This window comes from Chitinophaga rupis (assembly GCF_900109685.1).
Classification (GTDB): domain Bacteria; phylum Bacteroidota; class Bacteroidia; order Chitinophagales; family Chitinophagaceae; genus Chitinophaga; species Chitinophaga rupis.
Window position 1 is genome coordinate 255,680 of sequence record NZ_FOBB01000012.1, and the last position, 17,797, is coordinate 273,476.

Annotated in this window: 17 protein-coding genes and 1 other RNA gene; 9 read left to right on the forward strand and 9 right to left on the reverse strand. The window is 46.7% G+C overall.

All coding sequences use genetic code 11. The features are described from left to right. Positions 1-27 precede the first annotated feature (27 nt). On the reverse strand, positions 28-1,020 hold the full coding sequence (locus BMZ54_RS30815; protein ID WP_089920828.1) for a stage II sporulation protein M: 993 nt from the start codon (positions 1,018-1,020) through the stop codon (positions 28-30). Positions 1,021-1,058: 38 nt separating this feature from the next. On the opposite strand from BMZ54_RS30815, the gene BMZ54_RS30820 reads away from it, so the two are divergent. Beyond that, a complete protein-coding gene (locus BMZ54_RS30820) occupies positions 1,059-1,784 on the forward strand; it encodes an RDD family protein (protein ID WP_089920830.1) in 726 nt (241 codons plus the stop codon). A 6-nt stretch (positions 1,785-1,790) separates the two neighbouring features. On the opposite strand, the gene BMZ54_RS30825 is transcribed toward BMZ54_RS30820, so the two are convergent. After that, positions 1,791-2,255, reverse strand: coding sequence for an RDD family protein (locus BMZ54_RS30825; protein WP_162277722.1), 465 nt, complete (start codon positions 2,253-2,255; stop codon positions 1,791-1,793). 160 nt (positions 2,256-2,415) lie between these two features. Continuing rightward, positions 2,416-2,832 carry a DUF5684 domain-containing protein gene (locus BMZ54_RS30830; protein WP_089920833.1) on the reverse strand — a complete coding sequence of 139 codons (417 nt, stop codon included), beginning with the start codon at positions 2,830-2,832 and terminating at the stop codon, positions 2,416-2,418. Between the two features lie 188 nt (positions 2,833-3,020). On the opposite strand from BMZ54_RS30830, the gene ffs reads away from it, so the two are divergent. The 3 genes from ffs (at position 3,021) to BMZ54_RS30845 (ending at position 5,800) form a co-directional block, all read left to right on the forward strand. Next, positions 3,021-3,120, forward strand: an RNA gene (gene ffs / locus BMZ54_RS30835) — signal recognition particle sRNA small type. A 249-nt stretch (positions 3,121-3,369) separates the two neighbouring features. After that, positions 3,370-4,023 (forward strand): fructose-6-phosphate aldolase, encoded by a 654-nt coding sequence (gene fsa / locus BMZ54_RS30840; RefSeq protein WP_089920834.1) that lies wholly within the window; start codon positions 3,370-3,372, stop codon positions 4,021-4,023. Positions 4,024-4,453: 430 nt separating this feature from the next. After that, positions 4,454-5,800 (forward strand): NAD(P)/FAD-dependent oxidoreductase, encoded by a 1,347-nt coding sequence (locus tag BMZ54_RS30845; protein ID WP_089920836.1) that lies wholly within the window; start codon positions 4,454-4,456, stop codon positions 5,798-5,800. Between the two features lie 14 nt (positions 5,801-5,814). Here BMZ54_RS30845 and BMZ54_RS30850 read toward each other — a convergent pair whose 3' ends face one another. Beyond that, positions 5,815-7,107, reverse strand: a complete 1,293-nt coding sequence (locus BMZ54_RS30850) for a type IX secretion system plug protein (protein ID WP_089920837.1) — start codon at positions 7,105-7,107, stop codon at positions 5,815-5,817. A gap of 100 nt (positions 7,108-7,207) precedes the next feature. Here BMZ54_RS30850 and BMZ54_RS30855 point away from each other — a divergent pair, with 100 nt between their 5' ends. Continuing rightward, positions 7,208-8,440, forward strand: coding sequence for an ABC transporter permease (locus tag BMZ54_RS30855; protein ID WP_089920839.1), 1,233 nt, complete (start codon positions 7,208-7,210; stop codon positions 8,438-8,440). Positions 8,441-8,564: 124 nt separating this feature from the next. Here BMZ54_RS30855 and BMZ54_RS30860 read toward each other — a convergent pair whose 3' ends face one another. Then, complete coding sequence (locus BMZ54_RS30860; protein ID WP_089920845.1) at positions 8,565-9,305, reverse strand: TrmH family RNA methyltransferase; 741 nt, start codon at positions 9,303-9,305, stop codon at positions 8,565-8,567. A 44-nt stretch (positions 9,306-9,349) separates the two neighbouring features. Between BMZ54_RS30860 and tamL the strand changes: the two genes are divergently transcribed. Continuing rightward, on the forward strand, positions 9,350-11,788 hold the full coding sequence (gene tamL, locus BMZ54_RS30865) for a translocation and assembly module lipoprotein TamL (protein ID WP_089920847.1): 2,439 nt from the start codon (positions 9,350-9,352) through the stop codon (positions 11,786-11,788). A gap of 7 nt (positions 11,789-11,795) precedes the next feature. On the opposite strand, the gene truB is transcribed toward tamL, so the two are convergent. After that, the gene (truB, locus tag BMZ54_RS30870) at positions 11,796-12,476 is read right to left on the reverse strand and encodes a tRNA pseudouridine(55) synthase TruB (protein WP_089920919.1); all 681 of its coding nucleotides are present in this window, start codon (positions 12,474-12,476) and stop codon (positions 11,796-11,798) included. Positions 12,477-12,546: 70 nt separating this feature from the next. Here truB and BMZ54_RS30875 point away from each other — a divergent pair, with 70 nt between their 5' ends. After that, complete coding sequence (locus tag BMZ54_RS30875) at positions 12,547-13,338, forward strand: class I SAM-dependent methyltransferase (protein ID WP_089920849.1); 792 nt, start codon at positions 12,547-12,549, stop codon at positions 13,336-13,338. Positions 13,339-13,454: 116 nt separating this feature from the next. Here the strand turns inward: BMZ54_RS30875 and BMZ54_RS30880 are convergent, their stop codons facing one another. The 3 genes from BMZ54_RS30880 to BMZ54_RS30890 all read right to left on the reverse strand — a co-directional run bounded on the left by BMZ54_RS30880 (position 13,455) and on the right by BMZ54_RS30890 (position 16,791). Next, the gene (locus tag BMZ54_RS30880; protein WP_089920851.1) at positions 13,455-14,189 is read right to left on the reverse strand and encodes a shikimate dehydrogenase family protein; all 735 of its coding nucleotides are present in this window, start codon (positions 14,187-14,189) and stop codon (positions 13,455-13,457) included. Between the two features lie 125 nt (positions 14,190-14,314). After that, positions 14,315-15,079 (reverse strand): phosphosulfolactate synthase, encoded by a 765-nt coding sequence (locus BMZ54_RS30885; protein WP_089920853.1) that lies wholly within the window; start codon positions 15,077-15,079, stop codon positions 14,315-14,317. A gap of 287 nt (positions 15,080-15,366) precedes the next feature. Further along, positions 15,367-16,791, reverse strand: a complete 1,425-nt coding sequence (locus BMZ54_RS30890; protein ID WP_089920856.1) for a tetratricopeptide repeat protein — start codon at positions 16,789-16,791, stop codon at positions 15,367-15,369. A 152-nt stretch (positions 16,792-16,943) separates the two neighbouring features. Between BMZ54_RS30890 and BMZ54_RS30895 the strand changes: the two genes are divergently transcribed. Next, positions 16,944-17,321 carry a hypothetical protein gene (locus BMZ54_RS30895; protein WP_143081195.1) on the forward strand — a complete coding sequence of 126 codons (378 nt, stop codon included), beginning with the start codon at positions 16,944-16,946 and terminating at the stop codon, positions 17,319-17,321. Positions 17,322-17,521: 200 nt separating this feature from the next. Continuing rightward, positions 17,522-17,797 (forward strand): transposase (locus BMZ54_RS32855; RefSeq protein WP_143081196.1); only part of this gene is annotated, 276 nt, incomplete at its 3' end.

Below are 17,797 nucleotides of genomic sequence, written 5' to 3' on the forward strand. Positions count from 1 at the left end.
ATTTTTCTGAAAACCTGCCGGATCTGATCAATCCTTTTTATCCGCAGGTTTTATCAATGTCCCGTCGATCGTCAGCCGGTAGCCTTTGCGCTGCACGCGTATGGGGTATATTACAAAATAGCCCACAATAAAAGTGAGTGATAACACCAGGATGGAGATACTCAGCCACATAGGCATTGCCGTGTGGCGGGTTACAAACCCTTCCAGGAAAGCCGCTACAATAAACACCGGCACCAGGCTAACAATTACTTTTACACCGTCTTTGGCGGCTCTTTTTAATGAATCTACCCGCTTGCGCGTACCGGGAAAAAGCAAACCGCTGCCCATGATCATACCTGCAGTACCGGCAATTACAATGGCCGATATTTCCAGCGTACCATGGATCCATATTACCAGTACCGATTGCCAGCCCAGTCCTTTGGCAAAAAAATAATACTGGAAAGATCCCAGCATAATACCATTCTTGAACAGCAGCCATAAAGTGCCCACGGCAAACATAATCCCGCTCACAAAACACATAAAGGCCACGTTAATATTGTTGTAGGCAATGGACAGGAACATGACCCATTCATTACCGCTTTTATATACGCCAAACGGATCGCCGTTGCTGATGTTCTGCTCCGTCATGTTCACATACTCATCTCCCAGTACCCCGCGTACAAAACTTTCATCATGCGCCGCAGAAAAAGCGCCTATGATGCTGAACAGTAAAAAATAAGAGAAGGTGAACAGCAGCAACCGGTGGTGCCTGCGCAGCAGCAAAGGCAGCTCGTATAAAAGGAACCGGCGCACCCGCCCTGCCTCTTCCCGGCGGTTGCGGTAAATATACTGGTAAATGGCCGCCGCCATGCCATTGATATACAGGGTTACTTTGCTGAAACTGTAAAAAGTTTTCGCATAGGCAAGATCATCCAGCAAACTGGTGAACCGCTCCGCCATCACATCCGGGTCTTCACTGGGCTCCTCCTGATACTGTTTCCAGCGGGCCAGGTTCTTTTTAATGAAAGTAGATTCTCTCATATCGAACAAACATATGCATTAATTAGTAAATTTGTAATATGGCTGCTATAAAAATACCAACTGCTTTTAACATTGACCTGGAATTTGAGGCTTCCGACATTGGCCAGCGTATTGGCGCCTGGTTTATTGACCTGCTGGTGCGGGGCGCCTACCTGTGCCTGGTGCTGGTAGTAGTGTCGAATGTTAACTGGCCCAGCGATGGCAAAAACATTTTTGCTTTCTGGAGCATCCTGATCCCCATTAGCTTTTATTTCCTGTTAATGGAAATGTTCATGCGCGGACAAACACCGGGTAAAAAAGCTGTTGGTATCAAAGTAGTAAGCCTGCTGGGTAACCCGCCCAGCTTTAGCCAGCATATGATCCGCTGGTTATTCCGTATCCTGGAAACGCCGGTGATCATATGGGGTGTAGTACCTCTTGTGTCCATCATCCGCTCCAAATACAACCAGCGCCTGGGCGATCTGGTAGCCGGCACCATTGTGGTGAACACCAAAAACAAAAGCAAGCTAAGCGACACTATTTTCCGGGAAGTATCCCAAACAGACTACCAGCCCCATTTTCCACAGATCCTGCGCCTTTCGGATAAGGACCTCAATAAAGTAAAAGAGCTGATGGACCTGGCACTTAAATCCAATAACCAGGAATTAAGCGCCAAGGTGGCCTACCGGGTAAGGGATGTACTTAAGATTGAAACGGAAATGGAACATGTGCAATTCCTCGAAACCCTTTTGAACGATTATAATTACTACGTTACAAAAGATTAACCCGCCTTATTTTTTCACTACAGTAGTATCCGTCCACTTGTCATGCCAGGGCGCTGCGCCAAAACCGGAAAACGGTTCAAAAGGTACAATGCGGCTAAAGCTGCGTTTAAGCGCAGTACCAAAATCCAGGGGTTGCCCGTCATTCTTTACCGCATAGGTGCCCGTGATCAGCTTACCAATAGTACGGCCCTTGTTAAAGGCTTCCATTACGCTGGTATAAAGGATCAGGGAAGAGTACACAGCCAGGTAATACAGCCCCGTTTGATCCGGCAGGTCTTCCGTATCGCCGCCGTTCAGGCTAATGCCCACACCCAGCAGGAACAGCAGGCCAAACGCAATTAAATAGGTAACGATCAGGTCAATCAGGTAATTGGCAAAACGCTGCCCCTGTGTAGCATGATTTAAAACTACAATTTCGTCAAGATCAGCCAATAGGTCTTGCTGGCCGGAGGATGGATGAATTGTTTCCATAGAGGTATAGTTTTGATGTCCCTTTTTCAGGCTTTTAAAATTACTGCGCAGGGCCGGCAAATCCATGACCCGAAAGGGGCATTTTCAGGATAAAAAAAGGTGCTCCGCCTTTGCGGAACACCTTCAGTTAATACTTTTCCCTTGTGAAGAGCTTTCCAGCCTATCTAATGTCCGCGCCAATGCTCTGGATCTGATCGCCCAAACCGGCAGAAGGGTTACCGGCAGGTCCCTGGTACACGATAGATTTGTCAAATGCCAGGATCGGGAAGAAAACAATACCCAGTAATACCAGGCCAACGGTAAAACCGGTGTCCTTACCGAAGCTTTTGCTGAGCAGGTTATAAGCCCAGATCATGAAAATGATGTTCAGGTAAGGAATGATCATTAATAAAACCCACCATCCTGGTTTACCAATGATCTTGGTAAGGATGTATAAGTTATAAATAGGCACAATGGCGGCCCAGCCAGGCTGTCCGGCTTTTTCAAAGATCTTCCACATACTGGCAACTATCAGCACGACAATAGCCAGGATGATAATACCAAAAACAATGAAGAAGGATGACATTGCAGAATCCATAAAATAACTGGTTTTTAAACAGAGGTTTTAAAATAGGTTAAAGAATACATCACAAATAAACCGTATTTCTATGGAAATGTTCACTAATTTATATTATTTTTTAAAATATACGTATAACTACGTGTGAACCAATATGATTATTTCTACAGAAAGTTTGCATTTTTCCTCAATTCCCTTACCTTTGCAACCGGCAAGTCTTATACGACCAGCTCCTGCTGAACTCCCCCAGGACAGGAATGTAGCAAGGGTAGGCGGTTGTAGCGGTGCGATGTAAGTAACTTGCCGTTTTTTTTTCCTTAAGTTCCAAGTTCTTCCAGCGTCATTAGTGCCATCAAATAGTCATCCGGTGGCTATTTTCTTCCTCCACCGCTAATGACCAATACCGGCGCTCAATGACCTGATCCATCTAACAACTGCTCCTGTTATCATTGTACTGCAAATGCACGTAGGCATCTAATCCTGAAAAGTATTATCCTGCTGCAAAAGCGTCATGTGAAGCAGATCAATAACTCAATTAAAAGACAAATACTTTATTATATGAAATTCTTTATAGATACAGCTAACCTTGCACAGATACAGGAAGCGCACGACCTGGGAATTTTAGACGGGGTAACCACCAACCCTTCCCTGATGGCCAAAGAAGGCATTAAAGGCGAAGAAGCCATCATGAAGCATTACGTAACCATTTGCGATATGGTAAAGGGTGATGTAAGTGCGGAAGTGATCTCAACCGACTTTGACGGTATTATTGAAGAAGGTAAAAAGCTGGCGGCCCTGCACCCCCGCATTGTGGTAAAAGTGCCCATGATCAAAGACGGGGTAAAAGCCATTAAATGGTTCACCGAAAATAAGATCAAAACCAACTGTACCCTGGTGTTCTCAGCAGGGCAGGCTATACTGGCTGCCAAAGCCGGCGCTACCTATGTATCGCCTTTCATTGGCCGTATAGATGACAGCGCATGGGATGGTGTGGACCTGATTGCCCAGATCGCCAACATTTACAGCTTACAGAGCTTTAAAACGGAAATACTGGCTGCCTCTATCCGCAGCGCTTTACATATTGTAAAGTGCGCAGAAGCCGGCGCCGACGTTTGTACCTGCCCGTTAGATTCAATCCTGGGCCTGCTCAAACATCCGCTTACCGATATTGGCCTGGCCAAGTTCCTGGAAGATGCCAAGAAAACCAGGTAAAGATTGTATACTTTTTAAGATGGTGTCCCGGTACAATGCCAGTTGTACCGGGATTTTTTTTAGGCTGAATGCTAAACGCCGAACGCATAACGCTTTCCCACATTATATTCAGCCCGTTCCCTTATTGCACCGCATTAAGTGTTCGGCGTTCAGCATTCAGCGTTTAGCATTTAGCAGATTTCAGTATTTTCCCTCATTTCCCCCAACACGTATTTATACGGGTACGCATATAGGAAAATGCGTATTTATACCAGCCTCTTCTTAGTTTTCCACACGATTTATATCAGGGATTAAACATATCTTTCATTATTTTCTGAAAGTTTTGTAATTTTGATATGTAATTTAAACCTAAAAGCACTATCGCTGGTACAGCATTTGTCGCCTGTTGTAGTGCAGTACTAAAGATTGTCTCATCAATAAATAATTTGTTATGATGCAGCCCAATATTCCGGAAACCAGCTTGCCCCGTGTAGTGATCGTAGGTGGTGGCTTTGGAGGCGTTAACCTGGCCAAAAAGCTCCGCAAAGCCCCGGTACAGGTGGTTTTGCTTGACAGGAACAACTATCATCTTTTTCAACCTCTTTTATACCAGGTATCTACTGCCGGGCTGGAGCCGGATAGTATTGCTTTCCCATTACGTGGCATTTTTGGTACTCAAAAGAACCTGCATTTCCGCATGGCCGAAGTAAAAGGCGTGCGGCCCGCAGAAAATATACTGGAAACCGGCATCGGAGATATCCGTTACGATTACCTGGTAATAGCCACCGGCAGCAATACCAATTTCTTTGGCAATAAGCTGATAGAAGAGCATGGCATTGGTATGAAATCACTGATAGAAGCCGTTCAGATCCGTAACTACGTAATAAAACAGTTTGAGGAAAGCCTGCTGCTTACTGATGAAGCAGAAGTAAAAGCCAAGCTCACGTTTGTAATAGTGGGTGGCGGCCCTACCGGCGTGGAAATGGCCGGCGCCATTTCCGAGCTGCGTAAATACATTCTGCCTAAAGATTATCCCGAGCTGCCCCTTGACTGTATGAAAATTTACCTGGTAGAAATGGGCCCCCGCCTGCTGCCTGCCATGAGCGAGTTCTCATCCGGCAAAGCCCGGGAAGGTTCAGAGCGTTTAGGCATTAAGGTATTGGTGAATACCACGGTAAAGGACTATGATGGGCAAACATTACTGCTGGGCAGCGGCGAAAAAATAGCTACCAAATCTCTCATATGGGCCGCCGGTGTTAAAGGCGTGCCTATTAATGGTTTTGAAAAAGATATCATACTGCCTAATGGCCGTATTATGGTAAATGAGTTTTGCCAGGTAAAAGGATATGAGAACATACTGGCTATTGGCGATATTGCTCAAATGACCAACGATCCTAAATTTCCCCGGGGTTACCCCATGGTGGCGCAGGTGGCCATACAGCAGGGTAAGCTGGTAGCAGAGAACCTGACCAAACGTTTAAGAGGCACCAACATGCTGCCTTTTAAATACAAGGATCTTGGTAACCTGGCCACCATTGGGCGCAACAAAGCCGTAGCAGAAATTGGTAAAACAAAGTTAAGCGGGCGTTTTGCTTGGTTTATCTGGGCAGTTGTGCATCTTATGAGCCTGCTGGGTTTCCGTAACAAGATGGTGGTACTGATCAACTGGTTTTACCGCTACTTTACGTTTGACCGCGGTACCCGCATCATCATCAAGCGCGGCGCTGCCAATATTGTAAAACTACGGCAAAGCGTGCTGCAGCAGGAAGCTGAAGTACACCAGCCGGAACATATCTAGGGGCTGAATAACCTTTATTTCCTGTTAAGTATGCTGTTCAGGTTCACCATTCCTACCAGTTCATCAGCACGACCGCCCAGGGCACGATAGTATATGAGGATGGTATAATTATTTTCTGCCTCCCAGCTGTCGCCTTCCGTATATTCCGTACTGAACTTGCTGTTGGGTACCGTTTTATCTATCAGGCCATAGATATAATTGTAATAGCCCTGCTTCAGGAACAGGGTGCCTTCATACGCGCCTTTATCAGGGTTGTATACCATTTTATTGCTCTCATTGAACTCATAGCTGGTTAGCTCGCCGAAAATGTACATGTCGTATCCCGCATATGGCTCCCGTGAAGGGAATGTAAAATGCACCGCCGCATAATCCCCTTCAAAATTAGGATCGTAATCATCCAGGGTAGCCAGCTGAAAACGGCCGTTAATGTCTTTAATAAACTGGTACATGGTGTTGGCCCGCGCTATATCCGGCCGGACATAAATATCGGTACCGTTACGCCGGTAGTCCGATTTCTCTACCCGCTCCGTTTGCAGGCGAAAGCTGCGCAGGTCTACCCAGCGCCATTCCTTACCCGCCGGGAACACGCAGTCCACCTCCGTATTATAAACAATTTCCGATCCCTTCAGGAACATGGGTTTAATATTACTGATAGCATTATCCCAGCGGTAGTTCTGCAATATGTATATCTTGATCTGGTCAAAAGGATTGTTGATATTCAGCCCGCCGGTAGTAATGGAAAAGTTCACCTTTTGGCTGGTGCGGAACAGTTTGGGACTTACCGGCTGCTGTATAAAACCGGCTACCCCCGCCTTATTATCCGCCACCATCATACGGCGGGTAAAGGCCAGCTGGCTGGTATCGCTGTCCAGGTATACCATCAGCAGGTAGTTGCCTGATTTTTTCGGGTAGCTGTTGCTGTTAGGTACAGATACGCTGTAGTGCGTATACTTCTGTAACGCAATGCTGGAAAAGCGGTAGTTCTGTATACGGTTCTCTGAAAAACCCTGCAGGTAATCAAAGGTATTTACCTGCGCCCGGCTCCAGTCGGCATTGCATAAAACAAAGGAGTAGTAATAGTTCTTGGTATCGTTATCCAGGTCATCAAAGCTCAGCTCCAGTTTCTCGCTGGAGTTAAGCTGTATCACCGGGAGGCTCAGCGGATCGCCGTTGGCACTGAATTTCACCGATTTAATGTTGTTGTAGTAAATATGGTCCGGTGAGGGGGACGTTTCCTGTGCAGCAGCAGGGTAGGTGGCCAGCAGTTGTCCTGCCATCATCAGCAGGAAAAGGCATTGTATCTTCATAACACTTGAATAGAGGGTTTAAGTTACAACTATTCCTTCATCATTTCCCCATTACCTTCCCGCTCAATTTCTCCTCTTTTTTCCGTTTCTTCGTACCATCATGCGTTTATCTTTCTTTATCGCCAGGCGGATCGCATTCAACAAAGGATCTTCCTTTTCAAGGTTCATCATCAACATTGCCATTATTGCCACTGCCATCAGCGTAGCGGTAATGATACTGGCTACTGCGCTGGTGAACGGCTTTCAGCAGGTGATACAGGAAAAGATCTTCAGCTTCTGGGGCCACATTCATGTAACGCAGTACCAGGTTAATGCAGGGCCGCTTACAGAACAGATCCCTTTTATGGCAGACAGCTCCCTGGCCGATAGCATTAGCCGTATACCCGGTGTAACCGCCGTAAATGCCTACGCCACCAAATCGGCCATCCTTAAGGCAGAAAAGGATATTGAAGGCGTGATCTTTAAAGGAGTGGATGCCCGTTATAACTGGCAGCACCTGCAACGTTTCCTGGTGCAGGGCCGGCCTATTCATTATACAGACAGCAGCTACGCGCCCGAAGCCATTATTTCCGTAAGCCTGGCTAAAGAGCTGCAATTAAAGCTGAACGATAAGATCATTGTATACTTTATACAGGGCGGCGGCCAGGCCCCCCGTGCACGTAAGCTAACGGTAACGGGCATATACAAAACCGGCATTGAGGAATATGATAAAACCTACATCATTGGCGACCTGGGACTGATCCGCAAGCTCAATAACTGGAACCCCACGGATATCGGGGGATACGAGATCTTTGTGAAGCGCTACCAGGAGATGGACGATGTTGGGCAGGTGATCTATTCCCAGATCCCGGAAAAACTGTTCGTACGCACCATCCGGGAAATATATCCCAACATCTTCGACTGGCTGCGCTTACAGAATAAAAATGAGGTGATCATAGTAGTGATCATGACTATTGTAGCCGTGATCAACATGATCACCGCCATCCTGATCCTGATACTGGAACGTACCAACATGGTGGGTATTGTAAAGGCATTAGGCATGCGCAACTGGCATATTCAAAAAGTATTTATTTACCAGGCAGGGTATATTGTATTAAGTGGTTTATTGCTGGGGAACCTGCTGGGTCTGGGTTTGGCCTTCCTGCAAAAAGCAACCGGCTTTTTTAAACTGCCGGAAGAATCCTACTATATGTCTGTAGCTGCCATTGACCTGCGCTGGTGGGAAGTAGTGCTCATTAACCTCTCTACCTTTGGTATTTGCATACTGGTATTACTTATCCCTTCTCTCATTATTCGCCGGATCACACCTGTAAAAGCAATCCAGTTCAAGTAATTAATAATTAAGAATGAACAATGAACAATTATAATAAAGAATACCATCACTTCACCTGCCTTAAGGGCAACCACATAGCCGCGTTCTAAAAGCCTTGCGATTATTAATTCTTAATTATTCATTATTAATTCAAAAGCAATCGACCACAAATAATCCCCGTCGCCACTGCGGCATTCAGGCTCTCTGCGCCGCCCAGCCTGGGAATAGTGATCCGGTATTTACAAAGGTCAATTACCGGCTGACTAAGGCCACGCGACTCGTTGCCAATGAGTATGATCCCTTCTTTAATAGGTGAAAATTCAACAATATTCTTTCCCTGCAAAGTGGCCGCATAAGCAGGTACATTGGCCTGGTGCAGCAGCGGGATAATATCATGCTCCACTACCTGCACACGTGCAATGCTGCCCATGGTGGCCTGGATGGTCTTAGGGTTATAGGCATCCACGCAATCTGGTGAGCAGATCACCTGCGGAATACCAAACCAGTCGGCTATACGAATAATCGTACCCAGGTTGCCCGGGTCCTGTATGGTTTCCAATGCCAGCGCTATTGTACCGCTCAGATCACCGGTTGCCTTTGCAGGCGGTATAGGCAGCAAGGCCATGGCGCGGTTAGGTGTGGTGAGTGCAGACAGCTGTTTTAGCAACTGCGGCTCCACTTCATGCACCTTAGCAGCAGGAAGTGTGGCTACTAAAGCATGCTGCTCTTCCAGCCAATCAGCCGTTGCATATACTTCCTGTACAAGCCCTGCCTGCAGCAGCTCCTGCACAATCTTATCGCCTTCCGCCATGAACTGACCGTATTTTTGGCGGTATTTTTTCTGCTGTAATGATTGAATATGCTTAATTTGCGCCTTTGACAACATGGTGTCAAAACTATTTAAAAAATATCATAATTGTTTTCACCGAGATGCAGCCGCCACATAGTTCCCATTCTTTTAACCTGAACTATACAACAGTACTACTGATTGCCCTGCTAACGCTGGCGGCTTGCTCCAACACCAAATACCTGCAAAAAAATCAGGCCCTTTATGTTACCAGCGATGTAAGCGTAAAAGGGGAAGGCCTGGTATCTGCCGACCGGCAGGACCTCCGTAGCTCTCTCAGCTCCAAGCAGCTAATGTTGCAACAGGCCAATACCAAGTTTGTAGGCACCCGCATCAAAACATTCCTGTACAACGAAAAGTATAACGAAAAAAAATCCAACTGGTTCTGGAGCCTGATCCTGGCTCCGCGCAACCTGGAAGCGCCGGTGGTGTACGATTCCCTTAAAACAAAAGAATCCCTGCAGCGCATGGTAAGCTACCTGAATAACCAGGGTTACTTTTATGCCACGGCCACTTATACCGAAAAGATCAAACGCCAGAAAGCCAGTGTTACCTATTATGTAAATACCGGTAAGAACTTTATAGTGAACAACATTTATTACGATGTTAAAGATTCTTCCATACATAAGCTGGTAACAGATGCAGCCGCCTTTTCCCTGATCAAGAAGAACACGCCTTATAAACAGGATGCCCTGGTAAGTGAGCGGGAACGCCTGATGCGCCTGGTAAAAAATGCCGGTTACTTTAAGTTCAGCCGCGATGCCATTGAGTTTGAGATAGATACCCTGCATAAAGCGCTGTTCCGCAACCCGCTGAACCCTTTTGAAGGCATCACCAATATTTTTAATGAGCGTAAAGGGCTTGAAAAGCCTACCATGGATATTACGGTGCGCATCAAGAACCCGGAAGATACACTCACGGCCTGGGAACGTTATTACATAGATTCCATTTACGTGTACCCGGATTTCCCGATCAATGGCAACCCGGCCGATACCGGTTTTAAGACCGATAACCGCAAATACATCACCATCCGTTCCAAACAGGAAATACTGAAGCCCAAAGTGTTGTCACGCTCCGTGTTGTTACGCAGTGGTGATCTGTATTCCCAGCAGCAGCAAACCAGCGCCATTAACCGCCTGTACGATCTGAACATCTGGCAGTTTGTAACCCTGCAGTATAAGGAGAAGAAGGATACCGCCAATAAGCTGGATGCCTTCCTGTACATGACGCCTAAACGTAAACAGGAGCTGGGCGCCAACTTTGAGGTAAGCACCAGCAGCGATTACCTGGTGGGTAGCGGTGTAAGCTTTAACTACCGGCACCTGAATGTGAACCGCGCCGCCAACCAGTTAGGCGTAAGCTTGAATGCAGGATTGGAAATGATCCGCAACCAGGACGATGCCTTTGTGCTACAGGCCAAACAGCTGGGCGGGCAGGTAGACCTGATGTTTCCGCGCTTTATTACGCCGTTCCGCATCCGCAGCAGTAACCGCGCCACCATCCGCACCCGCCTGAGCGCCGGCTGGGATTACCTTTCCAGGATCGATCGTTTTAAGATCAATAACATCAATGCCTCTTTTGGATATGAGTGGAATGAAACCATTTACAAACGCTGGATCGTAAAACCCATTTCGCTTAACTACGTGGGTGTAAGCCTGAACCCTGATTTCCGGGACACGGTAGTGGCCCAGAACCCTTACCTGAAAAGGAGCTTTGAACCGGCATTCATTGGCGGCGAAAATATTACCTACATTTTCAGCAATAACGATGTGCTGCATAAATGGCATAACTCCTACTTCCGCGCTAATATCGAAGAATCCGGCCTGTGGCTCAATGGCATTAACAGTATTATGAACGGAATTACCGGAAATAAAAGCAACCTGGAATCCGTAACCGGGTTAACGATCTCCAACTTTGTAAAGCTGGAGGCCGATTACCGGCACTACTGGAACATAAATCTGCACAATACCGTGGCTACCCGTGTATACGGCGGCGTAGGCATTCCATATGGCAAGTCGGATGTATTGCCCTATATACGGCAGTTCACGTCAGGCGGCCCTTTAAGCATACGTGCCTGGCGCCTGCGTACCCTGGGCCCCGGCTCTTATAAAGACTCTTCTGCTATTGCCAGGATCTTCCCCGACCAAACCGGTGATATGAAGCTGGAGGGCAATGTGGAGTTCCGCTTTGACATGCTGCGCATGTTTAACGGCAGCGTAAACCTCAAAGGCGCTACCTTCCTGGATATTGGTAACATCTGGATGCTGAGTAAAGATGACCTGCGCCCCGGCGGCGAGTTCCGCCTGAACAAACTGTATCACGACCTCGCAGTAGGTACCGGCGCGGGTTTGCGCCTGGATTTCACCTTCTTCCTGGTGCGGCTGGACTGGGGCATTCCCCTGAAAGTACCCTACTTTACCGGCCAGAAAAGCGGCTGGTACATTGGTGAATGGAACCTGGCAGATTCCAAATGGAGAAGGGAAAATATCATCTGGAACGTAGCGATCGGATACCCGTTTTAATTACAAATTATTTCTTGTGTTGTTCTATAAACTCACTCACCTCTACCGCATCTTCCAGCTTAAATTCCCCGATGCGCGTTCTGCATAAGCTGCTCAGATAAGCGCCACAACCCAGCGCAGCGCCGAAATCATTAGCCAGTGAGCGAATGTAGGTACCCGTGCTGCACACTACGCGAAAGAACACCACCGGCATTTCAATTTTAGTGAGCTCAAATTCTTTGATGAAGATATTGCGGGGCTCCACCTTTACCTCCACCCCCTGCCGGGCCAGGTGATAAATGGGCTTACCGTTTTGCTTAATAGCGGAGTGAATGGGCGGCAGCTGCTGCTGCTGTCCCATAAAACGCTGCGTGGTGGCGTGCAGCAGCGCTTCATCAATACCAGCAGTATCTTTAAATTGTTCAGGGGCAGATTCCAGGTCAAATGTGGGGGTAACAGCGCCTAATGTAAAAGTACCGGTATATTCTTTTTCCTGTGCCTGGTATTCATTGATCTTTTTAGTCATTTTACCGGTACAGCAAATAAGCAAACCGGTAGCCAGCGGGTCCAGCGTGCCGGCATGTCCTATTTTGGCTTTGGTGGTATTACGGATCTTGCGCACTACATCAAAAGAGGTCCAGTGCAGGGGTTTATTCATCAACAGCACCTGTCCTTCCTCGTAAATATTTTTTTCCTGGTTCTGATTCATGGCGCAAAGATAATGAACCATGCCACCCCACAACTTGCACCTTGCCGCTTTTTTATTATTTTAGCGCCTTATGGCCTTACAACAGCATAAAGACGCCAACCTCCGGTATCAGCAACAGGTAGATAACTCGCGCACCTACGTACTTCCGTTCATTGAACAGGCCATGCCTTTAGTGCCTGGTATGCGCGTAATGGAAATAGGCTGCGGGGAAGGCGGTGTGTTAACACCCCTGCTGGAAAAGGGCTGCCAGTGTGTAGGGGTTGACCTGGATCCCATCCGTATTGAGCTGGCCAATAATTTCTTAAGTAATTATGTACAGAACGGGCAGCTGCGCCTGATCTCCAAAAATATTTACGACGTTGATTTCCTGGGCGAGTTCAGAAATTCTTTTGATCTCATCATCCTTAAAGATGCTATTGAGCACATCCCGGATCAGTCAAAGATCATTGGTTATCTGAAAAACCTGCTCACACCCAACGGGCAGGTGTACTTTGGATTTCCGCCCTGGTATATGCCGCATGGCGGCCACCAGCAGATCTGTAACAGCAAGGTATTAAGCATGCTGCCTTACATACATTTGCTGCCACGCCCTTTATACCGCGCATTGCTGAAAGCAGGCGGTGAGCATAGCAGCACCATACAGGAGCTAATGGAAATAAAGGATACCGGTATTTCTATTGAACGTTTTGAGAAAATAGTGAAGCAGCAGGGGTTTACGGTAACACTTAAAAAACATTACCTCATTAATCCTATTTATAAATATAAGTTCGGGCTGCAACCCCGCACCCAGTGGGGCCCTGTAACACATTTACCTTTTGTTCGGAACTTTGTAACTACCTGCGTATACTACCTGATCAAATAATGCCGGCAGGTACTTTAATTACGAATTATCAATTACGAATTACGAATGTTTGATGTTTTGCTACTTTTTACGTTTTCCCTTCTATCGCGCAAACCAGCCCATTAATTATTAATTAATTACTGCTTCTCATTCCAGATCTCCCAGCTGGCCTCTGCCTGCAGCACCAGCATTTCATGGCCGTTCTTGGTAACAGCTCCCTGTGCCGCACCTTTTTGCAGGAACAATGTTTCAGCAGGATTATAGATCAGGTCATATAACAAATGATGCCGGGTAATAGCATCATACGGCAGTGCAGGCGCCGCATCTGTTTGCGGGTACATGCCTACGGGCGAGGTATTAATGATGATCGTATGCATTTCAATAACAGCAGCGTCCAATGCTTCATAAGCCACGGTACCGGGTTGCGCGCTGCGGCTTACGACAGTAAAGGGTATATTCAGCTCTTCCAGCACAAACATTACGGCTTTGGCAGCGCCGCCTGTACCCAGTATCAGCGCATGGGTATGATGCGGTTTTATTAACGGCAGTAAGGATCTTTTAAAACCAATTACATCCGTATTAAATCCCTTTCTTTTACCGGCATGAAAGCAGATGCAGTTCACCGCTTTTATTTGCTCTGCGGCAGGGCTAAATTCATCCAGGAAAGGTAATACCGCTTCTTTATAGGGAATGGTAACATTAATGCCATACAGGTCTGTACGTTCCAGCAATGCCGGCAGCTCACTGATGCTGGTAAGTGGAAAGTTTTCATACACACAGCCGGTGATCCCTTCCCGCTGGAATTTTTCGGCAAAAAATCCCTTGGAAAAAGAATGGCTCAACGGGTAACCGATTAGACCGTATACTTTCATAAATTTTCAATTAGGAATTACGAATTACGAATTGTGTACCTCAAAAGGCAGATTTCCTGCATAAAAGTAAGGATACCTATTTTACCGCAGTACTCAATTCGTAATTCGTAATTGACAATTCGTAATTATTCCTGGTCCAGGAACAAATGGAACGTATCGCCACGCAGGCCAATACGCATAGCTTCCAGGGCTATTACTTCATGCGGGGCCAGGTTGCCCAGGTTCACATTACACCCTACCAGCTCCAGGAAGTAAAGCTGCTGCGCTTTTTGCGGCGCTTCCCAAATGATCTTTTCAGCCGGGATCTGTGTTAGTATTTCCTGTACCAAACCTTCACGTACCTCACCACTGCCGCGGTAAATGCCTACGTTACCGCTTTCGCGGGCTTCGGCAATTACATAGGTGGCGCCGGCTTCCAGCTCTGCACGCATCAGCTCTATCCATTTATAGGGAGGAATGATATGTTCTGCATCTTTGGATCCTACTTCACTCAGCACCAGCCCGAGTTTGGACAGCTTTTCAATATAACCGCACTTTTCCGCATGCGGTATGGTAATGGAACCGTCAGACACCTCCATGTAGGTAATGCCATAGTCCTGCACCACTTTAATATATTCATCCAGCTGGTTGCGGATCAGAAAGGCTTCAAACAGGGTGCCTCCAAAATACACAGGTATGTTATGCGATTGGTATAGTTCTATTTTTTCACGCAACCGGGGCGTAACAAAAGAAGTGCCGAAGCCCAGCTTCAGTATATCCATATGAGGTGCCGCCACTGACAAAAAGTTGCGGGCTTCTTCCACGCTAAGGCCTTTATCCATTACCATGGTTAACCCATGGGTGCGGGGCTGCTTTGTACGGTCCGGGAGCTGAGTAAGATTGAAATTCATGCTGTCTGTTATTTATGCCAAGTCAAACCAAAGTGGAAAACCGGCGCAAAAATAAGAACTATCTCTAATTTATAAACTGCTTTTCGGCAGGGCAGCCAAACAATAGGATTAATTTATGATTATGCATCCCCGTACTATAGTTGGCAGTCTTTAGCCGGCAGTTGGCAGTCCGCTGATTTATACCTACACATCCACCGCCTTCTAAACGGTGTTTCAACACATTTCCCTAAAAAACAAAAACCTGTCCCAATGGATCGGAACAGGCACTTATCTTAATTTTTCACTATTTACTTTTTCTTTTTTCTATACCGGGCTATCAGCTCTACCACGCTGGTATGCTGCAAAAGCGTAGGGTCCAGCTCCACCATCTTCTTCAATTGGCGGGGGGCCAGCTGCAGCGCGGTTTCCAGCTGTATCAGGCCTTCTTTGGTACGGCCGGTGGTGATCAATACCGCCGCACGGAAATAAATAAATACCGGCTTGCGGCCCAGCTTCTGCTCGCCCTCATCCAGCTGCACCATGGCTTCATCAAAAAAGCGGGCTACATACAGCGCGCGGATGAACTCCTGCCAGGTGGTAACGCTTCGCGGTTTAATACGCAGGGCGCTCATAAACTGGATCAGCGCATCTTTATTCTTGCCCAGCTCCAGGTAACACTGGCCCAGGGCTATGAAATATTCAGAGCTGCCTTTGTTGATCTTAAGCGCGCTGGCGATGGATTTTACCGCATTTTCCCAGTTAGCCTCCATCATATAGGCAACAGCTATCTTATAATACAGCTTATCATCCTGCGGGCTTAAGTGCGATGCCTTGCGATAGTAATAGCGGGCCTGGGTGAATTTACGCATCTTCTCGTAGCAGTGGCCTATGGCTTCATAGATCACATCTTCCGGCTTGGCTATTTCCAGGTGTTTCTGCAACACTTCAATAGCTTCCTGGAACTTACGGAGGCGGATATACGCATCGCCCATATTGCGGTAAGCGTAGTCGAATTTTTCATCAATGGCTACAGCGTACAAATAGGCATCTATGGCCTTTTCATACAGCTTTAGCCCCTGGTAGGCAGTACCCAGGTTAAACCAGGCCAGCTGGTTATACGGGTGGTCGTTAATGATCTGGGTATGCAGGCGTATGCTTTCTTCATTGCGCCCGGTATACTCTGTCCAGAAGCAGATCTTATGGAGGGCTTCCTCGTTATTAGGATCATGCTCCAGGGCTATTTTCAGACAGTCAAATACGCGGTCAAACTCCTCCCAGTCATCATATACGTCCGCCAGCTCCAGCAGCAGCTCCGTGCGGTCATCCCCGTCAAACTGTTTGATCTGCTCCTCCAGTACCGAAGCAGCTTTTTCGTGCTGGTTCAGGGCCAGGTAAATATCCGTTTGCAGGATGTACAGGTTAATATCCGTACTGTCCAGGATAGCAGCCTTTTCCAGCAGCTCCAGCGCATCCGGGTATTTCTTGGTTTCTATAAGGAGGTTTGCTTTTTTCAGTAAAAGGGTGGATGAGTAAGGAAATTGTTCGATAGCTATTTCTGCAGCCTGAATTGCATTCGGCAGCTCGTCATGCTCATCGTAGTAGTCGATGATCTGCTCAAAGGAATCTTCGTCTAAAAAGGAATGAGACTGGCCAGCTCTGAGGTTTTCAAACTGCTGCAACAAGTCTCTAAGCTCCTCAAAATCCTCGTTAAATAATGGAAAGTCTTGATTCATTATTGTAAATATAATACTTTTATTGAACCACGCAAATGCAGACAAAAGGACGCCATTCATGGAATTTTTAACAGATTTTTAGGAAATAGTTGTAAATTGCGTTAAGAATTTGTTATATGATATATTGAAAAGTTTGTACATTTGTAGATACAATGAAAACGAGAACCTTCATATTGCAGTCTTTTTCATTGACCTGTTTATTGGCAGGCATGTTGATTTGCTGCGTGCTGACCGCACGGGCAAACGACCTGGCGCTTAACAGTGATAAAGACAAAGTGGCTAAAAAAACGGAAAACCGTTTTTTACTGGGGGCCATGCCCAAAACTAACCTCAGCCTGGATGGTTTCCGCTACAGCGGTACCTTAAGCTCTGAGTTTAAGCTAATATCCCCTACTTCCTGGAACATAAAGTCCGTAATGACCTATAAAAAAGGGAATGTAACGTTTGTACTGCCGTACAATGTTCAGGTACAGCAGCCTACTAACATGCAGCAGTTCCATAAATTGCGGATCCTGTTGCCTTTAAAATAGCGCTAATAAGTTTTAACTTATAAAAGAAAGCCTGGAACCATGTTCCGGGCTTTTTTATTAGTACAAACTGCCGTTTCAGTGCCATCCTGCCCAGCGCCAATCCCTTCCAGCCAGCCCAACACCTTTATTGCAAACCCTGTATTGATTCAGAATTGACTTTACATGTTGGGGGTTAATTAAGGATTAATTAAATTACTAACATGAAAGGAAAATCATTAGGACCACCTCCTATCTACGCCGAGACCTTGAAAATCAGCGTTGCCCGGGAATATCTATCGACAGATCAAAGCTATGGAGAGTTGGCAAAGAAGTACGGCCTTAAAAACAGAGAGGTCGTTAGGAGTATGGTGTCCTGGTACGAAAGGCATTACAGCCAGGATCAGCTGCCAGTAGTTAAAAAAGATCCAGCAGTTGGCTCACCGGACCTAAAAGCAGGAGCCCCCAATACAGATAAGGAAAAACAATTAAAGGAAGCC

What these genes read in the sequence shown, in the direction of transcription:
- BMZ54_RS30875 (WP_089920849.1), top strand. Translation starts at nt 12,547, where the DNA reads ATGGCCTTACAACAGCATAAAGACGCCAACCTCCGGTATCAGCAACAG.
- BMZ54_RS30855 (WP_089920839.1), top strand. Translation starts at nt 7,208, where the DNA reads ATGCGTTTATCTTTCTTTATCGCCAGGCGGATCGCATTCAACAAAGGA.
- BMZ54_RS30885 (WP_089920853.1), bottom strand. Translation starts at nt 15,079, where the DNA reads ATGAATTTCAATCTTACTCAGCTCCCGGACCGTACAAAGCAGCCCCGC.
- BMZ54_RS30860 (WP_089920845.1), bottom strand. Translation starts at nt 9,305, where the DNA reads ATGTTGTCAAAGGCGCAAATTAAGCATATTCAATCATTACAGCAGAAA.
- BMZ54_RS30845 (WP_089920836.1), top strand. Translation starts at nt 4,454, where the DNA reads ATGATGCAGCCCAATATTCCGGAAACCAGCTTGCCCCGTGTAGTGATC.
- BMZ54_RS30830 (WP_089920833.1), bottom strand. Translation starts at nt 2,832, where the DNA reads ATGGATTCTGCAATGTCATCCTTCTTCATTGTTTTTGGTATTATCATC.
- BMZ54_RS30825 (WP_162277722.1), bottom strand. Translation starts at nt 2,255, where the DNA reads ATGGAAACAATTCATCCATCCTCCGGCCAGCAAGACCTATTGGCTGAT.
- BMZ54_RS30815 (WP_089920828.1), bottom strand. Translation starts at nt 1,020, where the DNA reads ATGAGAGAATCTACTTTCATTAAAAAGAACCTGGCCCGCTGGAAACAG.
- BMZ54_RS30895 (WP_143081195.1), top strand. Translation starts at nt 16,944, where the DNA reads ATGAAAACGAGAACCTTCATATTGCAGTCTTTTTCATTGACCTGTTTA.
- truB (WP_089920919.1), bottom strand. Translation starts at nt 12,476, where the DNA reads ATGAATCAGAACCAGGAAAAAAATATTTACGAGGAAGGACAGGTGCTG.
- BMZ54_RS30850 (WP_089920837.1), bottom strand. Translation starts at nt 7,107, where the DNA reads ATGAAGATACAATGCCTTTTCCTGCTGATGATGGCAGGACAACTGCTG.
- BMZ54_RS30880 (WP_089920851.1), bottom strand. Translation starts at nt 14,189, where the DNA reads ATGAAAGTATACGGTCTAATCGGTTACCCGTTGAGCCATTCTTTTTCC.
- fsa (WP_089920834.1), top strand. Translation starts at nt 3,370, where the DNA reads ATGAAATTCTTTATAGATACAGCTAACCTTGCACAGATACAGGAAGCG.
- tamL (WP_089920847.1), top strand. Translation starts at nt 9,350, where the DNA reads ATGCAGCCGCCACATAGTTCCCATTCTTTTAACCTGAACTATACAACA.
- BMZ54_RS30820 (WP_089920830.1), top strand. Translation starts at nt 1,059, where the DNA reads ATGGCTGCTATAAAAATACCAACTGCTTTTAACATTGACCTGGAATTT.
- BMZ54_RS30890 (WP_089920856.1), bottom strand. Translation starts at nt 16,791, where the DNA reads ATGAATCAAGACTTTCCATTATTTAACGAGGATTTTGAGGAGCTTAGA.